General features: G+C 58.9%; 13 protein-coding genes. 8 read left to right on the top strand and 5 right to left on the bottom strand.

Going from position 1 to position 12,080, the window contains the following annotated elements; translation table 11 throughout:
- Positions 1–47 precede the first annotated feature (47 nt).
- From ACR0CR_RS10070 to ACR0CR_RS10055, 4 genes are read right to left on the bottom strand one after another with little or no spacing between them, the layout of a single operon-like run.
- Positions 48–1,076: a MaoC family dehydratase gene (locus ACR0CR_RS10070; RefSeq protein ID WP_480598581.1), complete on the bottom strand. Its 1,029-nt coding sequence runs from the start codon at positions 1,074–1,076 to the stop codon at positions 48–50.
- Positions 1,076–1,282: a DUF1737 domain-containing protein gene (locus ACR0CR_RS10065; RefSeq protein WP_480598578.1), complete on the bottom strand. Its 207-nt coding sequence runs from the start codon at positions 1,280–1,282 to the stop codon at positions 1,076–1,078. The genes ACR0CR_RS10070 and ACR0CR_RS10065 overlap by 1 nt, the downstream gene beginning before the upstream one ends.
- 9 nt (positions 1,283–1,291) lie before the next feature.
- Positions 1,292–1,846, bottom strand: a complete 555-nt coding sequence (locus tag ACR0CR_RS10060) for an NnrU family protein (protein ID WP_480598575.1) — start codon at positions 1,844–1,846, stop codon at positions 1,292–1,294.
- 6 nt (positions 1,847–1,852) lie between these two features.
- Positions 1,853–2,710: an HpcH/HpaI aldolase/citrate lyase family protein gene (locus ACR0CR_RS10055; protein ID WP_480598573.1), complete on the bottom strand. Its 858-nt coding sequence runs from the start codon at positions 2,708–2,710 to the stop codon at positions 1,853–1,855.
- Between the two features lie 171 nt (positions 2,711–2,881).
- Here ACR0CR_RS10055 and ACR0CR_RS10050 point away from each other — a divergent pair, with 171 nt between their 5' ends.
- The gene (locus ACR0CR_RS10050; RefSeq protein ID WP_480598571.1) at positions 2,882–3,181 is read left to right on the top strand and encodes a hypothetical protein; all 300 of its coding nucleotides are present in this window, start codon (positions 2,882–2,884) and stop codon (positions 3,179–3,181) included.
- Here ACR0CR_RS10050 and ACR0CR_RS10045 read toward each other — a convergent pair.
- Positions 3,178–3,933 (bottom strand): sulfite exporter TauE/SafE family protein, encoded by a 756-nt coding sequence (locus ACR0CR_RS10045; RefSeq protein ID WP_480598568.1) that lies wholly within the window; start codon positions 3,931–3,933, stop codon positions 3,178–3,180. The genes ACR0CR_RS10050 and ACR0CR_RS10045 overlap by 4 nt on opposite strands.
- A 147-nt stretch (positions 3,934–4,080) precedes the next feature.
- Here ACR0CR_RS10045 and mdh point away from each other — a divergent pair, with 147 nt between their 5' ends.
- The 7 genes from mdh to ACR0CR_RS10010 all read left to right on the top strand — a co-directional run bounded on the left by mdh (position 4,081) and on the right by ACR0CR_RS10010 (position 12,080).
- A complete protein-coding gene (gene mdh / locus ACR0CR_RS10040) occupies positions 4,081–5,043 on the top strand; it encodes a malate dehydrogenase (RefSeq protein ID WP_480476439.1) in 963 nt (320 codons plus the stop codon).
- Positions 5,044–5,360: 317 nt separating this feature from the next.
- On the top strand, positions 5,361–6,554 hold the full coding sequence (sucC, locus tag ACR0CR_RS10035; RefSeq protein WP_480598566.1) for an ADP-forming succinate--CoA ligase subunit beta: 1,194 nt from the start codon (positions 5,361–5,363) through the stop codon (positions 6,552–6,554).
- On the top strand, positions 6,551–7,072 hold the full coding sequence (locus tag ACR0CR_RS10030) for a hypothetical protein (protein WP_480598564.1): 522 nt from the start codon (positions 6,551–6,553) through the stop codon (positions 7,070–7,072). The genes sucC and ACR0CR_RS10030 overlap by 4 nt, the downstream gene beginning before the upstream one ends.
- 17 nt (positions 7,073–7,089) lie before the next feature.
- Complete coding sequence (sucD, locus tag ACR0CR_RS10025; protein ID WP_480598562.1) at positions 7,090–7,971, top strand: succinate--CoA ligase subunit alpha; 882 nt, start codon at positions 7,090–7,092, stop codon at positions 7,969–7,971.
- A gap of 121 nt (positions 7,972–8,092) precedes the next feature.
- Positions 8,093–8,590: a DUF805 domain-containing protein gene (locus ACR0CR_RS10020; RefSeq protein ID WP_480598560.1), complete on the top strand. Its 498-nt coding sequence runs from the start codon at positions 8,093–8,095 to the stop codon at positions 8,588–8,590.
- Positions 8,587–9,126 carry a DUF805 domain-containing protein gene (locus ACR0CR_RS10015; protein WP_480598559.1) on the top strand — a complete coding sequence of 180 codons (540 nt, stop codon included), beginning with the start codon at positions 8,587–8,589 and terminating at the stop codon, positions 9,124–9,126. Before ACR0CR_RS10020 ends, ACR0CR_RS10015 begins: the two co-directional genes overlap by 4 nt.
- Positions 9,123–12,080: a 2-oxoglutarate dehydrogenase E1 component gene (locus ACR0CR_RS10010; RefSeq protein WP_480598557.1), complete on the top strand. Its 2,958-nt coding sequence runs from the start codon at positions 9,123–9,125 to the stop codon at positions 12,078–12,080. The genes ACR0CR_RS10015 and ACR0CR_RS10010 overlap by 4 nt, the downstream gene beginning before the upstream one ends.

The following is a 12,080-nucleotide window of genomic DNA, read 5'->3' as shown; positions in this document are numbered from 1 at the left end:
GTAGCACGAAACACCGCCCCTGAGATCACATGAATGTCAACGCCCGGTTAGATCGGCATCAGCGCCCAATAGTCCAGATCCAACAGCACGCCGGGCAGGTATTTCCCTACCTCGTTTTTCAACGCATAGGGCTCTCCGCCTTTGGTTGCGACCAGTCGCAACCGAATGGCACCTACGCCCGGCACGCCGATTTCGGCCTTGTCCAGAACTTCGGACCAGGCCTTGATCGTATCTCCTGCGAAACAGGGGTTGGCATGCGCACCGCCGTTCAGCCCGACGATCATCTGCGCGTTCGCCAGACCGTTGAATGACAACGCCCGCGCCATCGAGATCACGTGACCGCCATAGATCAAACGCCCCTCGGGCCGGAAGGTCAGATCAAAATGCACTTTGGCGGTGTTCTGCCACAGGCGGGTGGCCAGCATATGCTCGGCCTCTTCCACGGTGACGCCGTCCACATGGTCGATCTTTTCGCCGACCTCATAATCGCCCCAGCGATGCGGCTCACCGGCCAGCGCAAAATCGTAATTCGAGAAGTTCAGCCCCTGCGGAATGACCAGATCGCCCGGCTCAAGCACTTTTTTTAGCTGCGGTACGACCGGCTCGGGCGCAGGAGCATCGAGGTTCGATTTACGCACCATCACCCAGCGCACATATTCCATGACCGCCTCGTCGCGCTGGTTCAGGCCACGGGTGCGCACATAGACGACTCCGGTCTTACCGTTCGAGTTCTGCTTGACCCCGATCACCTCGGATTCAGACCGCAGAGTGTCGCCGGGATAGACAGGCAACAACCAGCGCCCCTCGGCATAGCCCAGATTGGCCACTGCGTTCAGCGAGACATCCGGCACCGTCTTGCCGAACACCACATGAAATGCAGCCAGATCGTCCAGCGGGCTTTGGGGCAGGCCAGACGCCCGAGCAAACTCATCCGAGGAGAAAAGCGCGTGCCGCGCCGGATAGAGCGCATGGTAAAGCGCGCGTTCGCCATCGGTCACGGTGCGTGGCACCGCGTGGTGCAGCACCTGCCCGACGGAATAATCCTCAAAAAAGCGGCCCGGATTGGTTTTTGCCATTATTGCTGTCCCAGTTTCATATCAGAGGAATAGTCGGCCTCGACCTCTTTGGTCACGGCCTGCGCGCAGCGCATCATGCTGTTTGCGGCGTCATAGGCATAAGACGGGTCGCCATACAGCTCCCAGCCTTTGGCCAGCGCGTCAGACACTTTGTGGCAGAAGACTGATGTATCTTCTTCGGTCAGCAAACGATAGAGTTTCGCCATCTTACCCTCTTAAGATCCGAACGGAGACGGGCCAACCAACCCGTGAATGTATCCCACGACGCCCAACAGCACGATCGATCCCGCAAAGAACATCGCGTCCTTGCCATACGTGCCGGGCTCGCCTGGGGTCCATTCAGGTTCGCTGCGGTTGATCACGATCACTTCGACAACAGCCCAGGCCAACAAGCCGCCGAACAGGATGATCGACGCCAGGTCGCCGTTCACCAGCAGATGCGCGAAAGCCCACAGCTTGAACCCGCCCAGCATCGGATGGCGGACCTTATTCAGTATGCGCCCCTTTTGACCCGCCGGGCTCATCAGGAAAAAGGCGATCAGAACCAACAGGTTGTTGACGTGGATCAGGAAGGTCGGCGGCCCCCAGACATAGATGAAATCGGTCATGCGATAGCCGAAGATCATTAGCAGGATCGCCGCCACCAGTGCCAGCGCCACCGCGCCTTTGCCACCGTTGCCCATAGCCGCACGCCGCGCGGGCGCGACGCGTTTGAACAGATGTGCGGCCCACCAAAGCGCCACACCCAAGATCAGAAGAACAAAGCCCATGCTGGCCTACCCCGCTTGCAAAGCTGAAATCGCCTCTGCTTTTGCCAGAATTTCGCGGGCAGTTGCAACGTGCAGGTTCTCGACAATCTTGCCGTCGACCACGGCGACCCCCTGCCCCTGAGCCTCAGTTTCCTCAAAAGCGGCGATCTGACGGCGCGCCAGATCGATCTCGGCGTCCGACGGGGCAAAGGCGGCGTTGGTGATATCCACCTGCGCCGGGTGGATCAGTGTCTTGCCGTCAAAGCCCATGTCACGGCCCTGCGTACACTCTGCGGCCAGACCGTCGTCATCCTTGAACGCGTTATAGACGCCATCCACGATGATCAAACCTTCGGCCTTGGCAGCCAGCAGACACAGCCCCAACGAGGTCATCAGCGGCAGGCGGTCCGGGCGGAAGCGCGTTTGCAGTTCCTTCGCCAGATCGTTGGTGCCCATCACAAAGCCCGCCATCAGCGGATGCGCCGCGATCTCAGCGGCGTTCAGCATCCCGCGCGGAGTCTCCATCATCGCCCAGATCGGGATATCGCCAGTGATCGCGGCCAGCGCGTCCACATCAGCGGCCGAATTCACCTTGGGCAGCAAAACCACATCGGCGTCCATGTCGCGAACCGCTTCGGCATCAGCGCGGCCCCATTCGGTGTCCAGCCCGTTGATCCGCACGATCTTGACCCGCGCGCCATAGCCGCCAGCCGCCAGAGCGGCCTTGAGCGTTTCACGCGCGTTCTTTTTTTCATCGGCTGCGACCGCATCTTCCAGATCGAAAATAATCGCATCGACAGGCAGGCTGCGCGCCTTGTCCAGCGCCCGATCCTTTGAGCCGGGAATATAGAGAACAGAACGATAGGGGCGCTGACGGGGGTCCATTGGCCTCTCCCTTGAGAAATAAAGTTGCGCGGAATGGGACATTTTTTGTTGGAAAGTTCAAGGGCAAAATCGCCGCATTGCAGCATTCGCGACGCAACGTGCGTTGGTTTAACCGGATTTCGGTCAGTCGCGCTCACCCTTCTCATCAGATGGATTCGAAAGGGTGCAAGGATGAAAAAGACAGTATTCAAGATGACGATGGGGCTGGGCATCATGGTGCTGGCCGCCGGGCAGGTGCAGGCGCGAACCTGTGGCCCCCGCGAAGACGTGGTCAAGCGGCTGACTGAAACACATGGCGAGACTCGGCAGGGCATCGGCATCGCACGACAAGGTGCAGTGATGGAGGTCTATGCCTCGGCCACAAGCGGCAGTTGGACGATAACGGTGACGCTGCCGGACGGGATGACCTGCCTGATTGCCTCGGGCCAGGCCTATGAGGATATGGCCGAGGCGCTGCCGCCCAACGTCTAAGTCAGCGCGTCCCAGATCAGTTTGCTTCCCGTCAGGGTCAGCAGGACATAGGCAATGCCAAAAAACAGGCGCTCGGACATCATGAAATGCGCCCGGACGCCCAACCACGCGCCGAGGATGGCGAACGGGGTCAGCAGCAAATCCGCCAACGCCGTATGCCATGTGAACAGGCCAAGATAGGCGAAGGGCACGAATTTCGCCGCATTGATGACCCAGAAGACCAGCACGGTGCTGGCTTGAAACTCGGTCTTTGTCAGCCGTTGCGACAGCAGGTACACGGCGGCGGGCGGGCCGCCCGCATGGCTGACAAAGCTGGTGAACCCGGCGACCAGCCCCGCAAAAAGCCCGGCCGAGGGCGGCAGACGGTTGGCGAACCCGCGAATCCAACCCTTGCCCTGCGCCACATGCCAGATCACGAACCCGACCGAGATTCCTCCGATCAGCAGGCGCAGCAGGTCATCATCTGTCGCGCGGTACAACCACGCGCCCAGCGCGATGCCGGGGACCGCGCCCAGGATCAGCAAGCGGGAATCTGGCCAGCTCCAGCGTTTCCAATAGGGTTTCAGCGTGGCGACATCGATCACCATCAGGATCGGCAGCATCAGCGCCAGCGCTTGTCCGGGCGTCAGGATCAGTGCCAGAATCGACGAGGATGCAAAGGCCACGCCTGACCCGAACCCACCCTTGGATATTCCCGCAAATATCACCGCCGGGATCGCCACCGCAAAGAACATCAGGTTCAGTTCGAACATTTGGTCTTCCAGAAACTTGAGGAATCGCGCCCCTTGGACGCCACGAAAAACGGTATGCGGTTGTATGCCACGCAGCAGAACCCTTGCACAAATCCGTTTTACCGACTAGCACAACCGCGATTTCAAAACCCATCGGAGATATTCCAAATGGCCAGACCCAAGATCGCGCTCATCGGCGCAGGTCAGATCGGCGGCACGCTCGCCCACCTCGCTGCAATGAAAGAACTTGGTGACGTCGTCCTGTTCGACATCGCCGAAGGCACCCCCGAAGGCAAGGCGCTGGACATCGCAGAATCCGGCCCCTCCGAAGGGTTCGACGCCAAACTGAAGGGCACCCAATCCTACGAGGACATCGCGGGCGCAGACGTCTGCATCGTCACTGCCGGTGTGCCTCGCAAACCGGGCATGAGCCGCGACGACCTGCTGGGCATCAACCTGAAGGTCATGAAATCCGTGGGCGAAGGCATCGCCGCAAACGCGCCCGACGCGTTCGTCATCTGCATCACCAACCCGCTGGACGCAATGGTCTGGGCCCTGCGTGAATTCTCGGGCCTGCCGCACAACAAGGTCTGCGGGATGGCGGGCGTACTGGACTCGGGCCGTTTTGCGCATTTCCTGTCGGAAGAGTTCAACGTGTCTATGCGCGACGTCACCGCGTTCGTTCTGGGCGGCCACGGCGACACCATGGTGCCATCGGTGCGGTACTCGACCGTTGCCGGTATCCCGCTGCCCGATCTGGTCGAAATGGGCTGGACCACGCAGGAAAAGCTGGACGCCATCGTTCAACGTACTCGTGACGGTGGTGCCGAGATCGTTGGCCTGCTGAAGACCGGTTCGGCCTTCTATGCACCTGCCACCTCGGCGATCGAAATGGCCGAAGCCTATCTGAAAGACCAGAAACGCGTTCTGCCCTGCGCCGCCTATTGCGATGGAGAACTGGGTGTCGAAGGCATGTATGTCGGCGTGCCCACGGTAATCGGCGCGGGCGGCATCGAACGTATCGTCGACATCAAGCTGAACGAAGAAGAGCAGGCCGGTTTTGACAACTCGGTCAACGCCGTGAAGGGCCTGATTGAGGCCTGCAAGGGTATCGACAGCTCGCTGGCATAAAGCCTTCAGACCACAGCTTAAAGGCCGGCCCGAATTTCGGACCGGCCTTTTTCTTACCCCTTGCGTTGAGATCCAAGGATCGAAAATGTTGGCGCAAACGCAGAAAACGCGTTATTTTGAATGTGTTTTCTGACAGTCGCGCCGCACAAACGAATCGTTTTCTAAACTGCATTGCATTTGTGATCACACCCAAAAAACCTGTGATCACAAATACTGAAAATCTTCGTGAAAAACCTCTTTCTCGTCAAAAAAGCCTTTAAACTTGTCCCCTAGACACGCCTATAACGGCTTAATCGTAGTCAGACGGGACAATTTCGATGAATATTCACGAATATCAGGCCAAAGCTCTTTTGCGTAGCTATGGCGCTCCGGTCTCCGAAGGACGCGCGGTTCTGCGCGCCGAGGAAGCCAAAACCGCAGCCGGTGAACTGGATGGCCCCCTGTGGGTTGTCAAAGCGCAAATCCACGCGGGTGGACGCGGCAAAGGCAGCTTCAAAGAAGCCGACGCCGGTGAAAAAGGCGGTGTCCGTCTGACCAAATCGGTGGAAGAAGCCGCCGAAGAGGCCAAAAAGATGCTGGGCCGCACGTTGGTCACCCACCAGACCGGCCCTGCAGGTAAACAGGTCAACCGCATTTATATCGAAGCCGGGTCCGGCATCGAGCGCGAGCTTTATCTGGCCCTACTGGTGGATCGCCAGACCAGCCGCATCTCGTTCGTCTGCTCGACGGAAGGCGGCATGGATATCGAAGAGGTGGCCGCCGCCACGCCCGAGAAAATCCTGTCCTTCTCGGTCGACCCTGCGACCGGCTATCAGGCCTATCACGGCCGCCGCATCGCCTTCTCGCTGGGTCTGGAAGGCGCGCAGGTCAAGCAATGCGTCAAGCTGATGAACCAGCTCTACAACGCCTTCGTCGAGAAGGACATGGAGATGCTGGAGATCAACCCGCTGATCGTCTCGGACAAGGGCGACCTGAAAGTGCTGGACGCCAAGGTCGGCTTTGACGGCAACGCGGTCTACCGCCACCCCGACATCGCCGAACTGCGTGACACGACCGAGGAAGACCCGAAGGAGCTGGAAGCCAGCAAATACGACCTGAACTACATCGCGCTGGATGGTGAGATCGGCTGTATGGTCAACGGTGCAGGTCTGGCGATGGCCACGATGGACATCATCAAGCTCTATGGTGCCGAGCCTGCCAACTTCCTCGACGTAGGTGGCGGTGCGACCAAAGAGAAAGTGACCGAGGCGTTCAAGATCATCACCTCGGACCCGCAGGTCAAAGGCATTCTGGTTAACATCTTCGGCGGCATCATGCGCTGTGACGTCATCGCCGAGGGCGTGGTCGCCGCGGTGAAAGAGGTCGGGTTGCAAGTTCCGCTGGTCGTGCGTCTGGAAGGCACGAATGTCGAGAAAGGCAAAGAGATCATCAACACCTCTGGCCTGGACGTGATCGCGGCGGACAACCTGAAAGACGGTGCCGACAAGATCGTGAAGGCGGTTAAGGGTTGAAGCAAGTGACCGAAGGTTTTCGCCATTCTCTTGCAACTGCTTGCCTAGTTTTGATGTCAGGTTTCTTCGGTTCTTCAGCCTCAGCTCAAGATCTCGAACCAGGCACCAAAGGCCTGGGCTTGGAGGACACTGCGAACTTGTTTGTCGGTGTCTGCGCCAAAACTTACCCGAACTTTCGTAAGGCTAAGAAAGTGCTTGTCCAAAACGGGTTTCAAGCTCACTCGAAAACGGGAACTTTCTACGATGGCAAGCGAGATGTGTCATTCAAACTGACGCGTGGCTCGTCCGGCAAAGTTTGCTCCATGGTTTTCTCATCGAAAGAGAAACCTGAGGAACTCGGCTTGTTGCTTGCAGTAGGAAGCACGCAAGGAACTGACGGTAATGCGAAAATCGACGTTGATCCGAACACCTTCGCGACTCGAACAAACTCGCGCGGCGGTTCGGTTATGAACTTCACACCCACGATCGTGAACAACGGCAAACAATACTTTCGTGCGTCCTTGAGCGCATCTAACTGACAAGGAGACTCCACAAAATGGCAGTCCTCATCGACGAAAATACCAAAGTGATCTGTCAGGGCTTTACCGGCTCGCAGGGCACATTCCACTCTGAACAGGCCATTGCTTATGGCACCAAGATGGTAGGCGGCGTGACCCCCGGCAAAGGTGGGATGACCCATCTGGACTTGCCCGTGTTCAACTCGGTCCACGAGGCCAAGCATGTGACCGAAGCCAACGCCTCGGTGATCTATGTGCCGCCGCCCTTCGCGGCTGACTCGATCCTCGAAGCGATTGATGCCGAGATGGAAGTGATCGTCTGCATCACCGAAGGCATCCCGGTTCTGGACATGATGAAGGTGAAGCGCGCGCTGGAAGGCTCGAACTCGCGCCTGATCGGGCCGAACTGCCCCGGTGTCATCACGCCTGACGCCTGCAAGATCGGCATCATGCCCGGCCACATCCACAAGCGCGGCTCGGTCGGTGTTGTGTCGCGTTCGGGCACGCTGACCTATGAGGCCGTCAAGCAGACCACCGATGTGGGTCTGGGTCAGTCCACCTGCGTGGGCATCGGCGGCGACCCGATCAAAGGCACCGAGCATATCGACGTGCTGGAATGGTTCCTGGCCGATGACGAGACCCACTCGATCATCATGATCGGTGAGATCGGTGGCTCGGCCGAGGAAGAAGCCGCGCAGTTCCTGGCGGATGAGGCCAAGAAGGGCCGCAAGAAGCCCACGGCGGGTTTCATCGCAGGCCGCACAGCCCCTCCGGGCCGCCGCATGGGCCACGCGGGCGCGATCGTCGCCGGCGGCAAGGGCGGTGCTGAGGACAAGATCGAAGCCATGCGCAGCGCCGGTATCGTCGTGGCCGAAAGCCCGGCAACGCTGGGTGAGGCGGTGCTGGAAGCGATTGGATGATGACAAACCGACTCTCCACAGGCGCTGAGGGCAGTGCCAAACCCTGGGTGGGTGCCGCAAGCGACCACCTGGGGGGAGGGTCGGGTTCTGCCCCGCTTAGCCGCCGGGCGGGTAGGTGTTAATGGGACCAAAGGACGCCATATCGACGGGATTCCGTAGGGCTTTTGTCTTTTCGGGCAGAGCTTCTCGCACCGAGTTTTGGTGGTTCGCACCTATTGCGTCTGTTCCACCTATTTCTGTAGCACTACTTCTTGATTGGCGCGTTTCCCTAAGCTGGGGGATTGGACAACTGTTTGTAGTGATGATGGCCTCACTGCCGTTGCTTTCGGCAATGAGCCGAAGACTTCAGGATACTGGTGAAGACGGTTATCAGGCCATTTTTCCTTTCATGCCGATCATTCTCTTCTGGCTCGGTTATCAGTTGGTTCTTGGGTTCAGCTTGCTTATCGGCGGGCCTATTCTCTGGCTCATTCTGGCCTTTCTGACCCTGGTTCCGGCATTTGTGGCATCGCTGGTAGCGAGTGTGATGGTAACATCCAATATTATTGGAATGATGCTTGTCGCATCCGATTCAGGGGAAAATCGATTTGGAGCGCCGAGCGGAGCGTTGCCGTCATGACCTTCTCTGACGCCATCCGCACCTGCTTCGCCAAGTTCTTCACCTTCTCGGGTCGTGCCTCGCGGCCTGAATACTGGTTCTTTTTCCTCTTCATCGTGATCTGGAGCATCATCGCAGGTTTCATCGACCTGAAGTTTTTCACTCAGGTCGCAGTGTCCGAGACCGAGACTTCGAAATCCGTCTCCGCCACATCCTCGGGGCCGGTGCAGTCCATCGTGGCCCTGATCGTCTTCTTCCCGCATCTGGCCGTTGCGTTCCGGCGGATGCATGATACCGGTCGCAGTGGGCTTTATGCCTTGCTGCCGATCCTGCTGATCCTTGGCGCGTTTGCCGTTCTGATCTTTGGCATCGGGCTGGCCAGCCAATTCCACGGCGGGGCGCTGGATATCCTGCTGACCGAGGCCACTTTGCTTATCGTCATTCCGACAATCATCGTTCTGTTTGTGTCCCCCCTCCTGGTGCTGTGGTGGCTTGCCCGCCCCAGCCAGTCAGGCACCAACCAATACGGTCCCAACCCAACAGAGGTAATCCCATGACCGAACACTCGCCCAACGACCAGTTTCATGCCTCAAGCTTCATGCAGGGGCACAACGCCGAATATCTGGAGCAGCTATACGCCCAGTACACCAAGAACCCAGGCGCTGTGGATGCGGCCTGGGCCGAGTTTTTCAATGCGATGGGCGACGCCACGCCGGATGTTCAGCGCGAGGCTGAAGGGCCATCCTGGGCACGGAGCGATTGGCCTCCAATGCCGTCAGATGATCTGACGGGCGCTTTGACCGGAGAATGGGCCGAGATTGACGCCAAGGCCGCTGGCAAGAAGATCAAGGACAAGGCCGAAGCCAAAGGTGTCACGGTCAGCGAAGATCAGATCAAACGCGCCGTGCTGGACAGTTTGCGGGCACTGATGTTGATCCGGGCCTATCGGATCCGGGGTCATCTGGCCGCTGATCTGGACCCGCTGGGCATGCGTACGGCCAGCACGCATCCCGAGTTGGACCCAAAGACATACGGTTTCACCGATGCGGATATGGATCGTCCGATCTTTATCGACAACGTGCTGGGCTTGCAGATGGCCAGCATGCGCCAGATCGTTGAGATCGTAAAGCGCACTTATTGTGGCACGTTTGCGCTGCAATACATGCATATCTCGGACCCGGAACAGGCGGCGTGGTTGAAGGAGCGGATCGAAGGATACGGCAAGGAAATCGCGTTTACCAAGGAAGGCCGCAAGGCGATCCTGAACAAGATGGTCGAGGCCGAGGGTTTCGAGAAATTCCTGCACGTCAAATACATGGGCACCAAGCGGTTCGGTCTGGACGGCGGTGAAAGCCTGATCCCTGCGATGGAACAGATCATCAAGCGTGGTGGCGCGCTGGGTGTTCGGGACATCGTGATCGGGATGCCGCACCGGGGACGTCTGAACATCCTCGCCAATGTGATGCGCAAACCCTATCGCGCCATCTTCAACGAATTCCAGGGCGGCAGCTTCAAGCCCGAAGATGTGGATGGCTCGGGCGATGTGAAATACCACCTCGGCGCGTCCAGCGACCGTGAGTTTGATGGCAACAGCGTCCACCTGTCGCTGACGGCGAACCCCTCGCACCTTGAGGCGGTGAACCCGGTCGTTCTGGGCAAGGTCCGCGCCAAGCAAGATCAGCTAAAGGATGATGACCGAACAGCTGTGATGGGCATTCTGCTGCACGGGGACGCGGCCTTTGCCGGACAGGGTGTGGTGGCCGAAGGGTTCGGCCTTTCCGGTCTGCGCGGTCACAAGACCGGCGGCACGATGCATATCGTCGTGAACAACCAGATTGGCTTTACCACCGCGCCGCACTTCTCGCGCTCCAGCCCGTATCCGACGGATATTGCGCTGATGGTCGAGGCACCGATCTTCCATGTGAACGGCGACGACCCCGAAGCGGTGGTGCACGCCGCCAAGGTGGCAACCGAGTTCCGTCAGAAATTCCACAAGGACGTGGTCATCGACATCTTCTGCTATCGCCGGTTTGGTCACAATGAGGGCGACGAGCCCATGTTCACCAACCCGATCATGTACAAGAAGATCAAGACGCATAAGACCACGCTGTCTCTGTACACCGAGCGACTGGTCAAGGACGGCCTGATCCCCGAAGGCGAGATCGAGGATATGAAGGCCGCCTTCCAGGCTCATCTGAATGATGAGTTCGAGGCTGGTAAAGACTACAAACCCAACAAGGCCGACTGGCTGGACGGGCGCTGGTCACATCTGGACAAGAACAAGGAAGAATACGTTCGCGGCGACACCGCGATTAAGCCTGAGACCATGGCCGAGATCGGCAACGCGCTGACCCACGCGCCTGCGGATATCGCCGTACACAAGACCGTTGCGCGCCTGCTGGATCACAAAAAGCAGATGTTCGACAGTGGCAAAGGGTTTGACTGGGCAACCGGAGAAGCGCTGGCCTTTGGCTCATTGCTGACCGAAGGGTACCCCGTCCGCCTGTCCGGTCAGGACGCGACGCGCGGGACGTTCAGTCAGCGCCATTCGGGCTTTGTGCATCAGGAGACAGAGAATCGGTATTACCCGTTAAACAACATCCGCGCCGGGCAATCGCAGTACGAAGTGATTGACTCGATGCTCTCGGAATATGCGGTGCTGGGCTTTGAATATGGCTATTCGCTGGCGGAACCGAACGCTCTGACCCTGTGGGAAGCGCAGTTCGGTGACTTTGCCAACGGCGCGCAGATCATGTTCGACCAGTTCATCAGTTCCGGCGAAAGCAAGTGGCTGCGCATGTCCGGTCTGGTGACGCTGCTGCCCCACGGGTTCGAAGGGCAAGGCCCGGAACACTCGTCCGCGCGGCTTGAGCGGTTCCTGCAGATGTGTGGTCAGGACAACTGGATCGTCGCAAATTGCACGACGCCTGCGAACTATTTCCACATCCTGCGCCGTCAGTTGCACCGGACCTTCCGCAAGCCGCTGATCCTGGTGACGCCGAAATCGCTGCTGCGCCACAAACTGGCCGTTAGCACAGCGGATCAGTTCACCACCGGGTCCAGCTTTCACCGGGTTCTGTGGGACGACGCGCAGCATGGCAATTCGGACACCAAGCTGGTGGCGGATGACAAGATCAAGCGGGTCGTCATGTGTTCGGGCAAGGTCTATTTCGACCTGCTGGAAGAACGCGACGCGCGCGGCATCGACGACATCTATCTGCTGCGGATCGAGCAATACTACCCCTTCCCCGCCCATTCGCTGATCAACGAGCTTGAGCGGTTCAAGGGGGCCGAGATGGTCTGGTGTCAGGAAGAGCCCAAGAACCAAGGGGCCTGGAGCTTTATCGAGCCCAATATCGAATGGGTCCTGACCCGCATCGGCGCAAAACACAAGCGGGCGGTTTATGCCGGCCGCGCCACCTCGGCCTCGCCCGCGACGGGTCTGGCCAGCCAACACAAATTCCAACAAGAAGCGCTGGTGAACGAAGCGCTGAGCCTCAAAGGAAAGTAA

The organism is Ruegeria sp. AM2, assembly GCF_056540685.1.
This window is presented reverse-complemented; position numbering and strand designations above follow the sequence as displayed.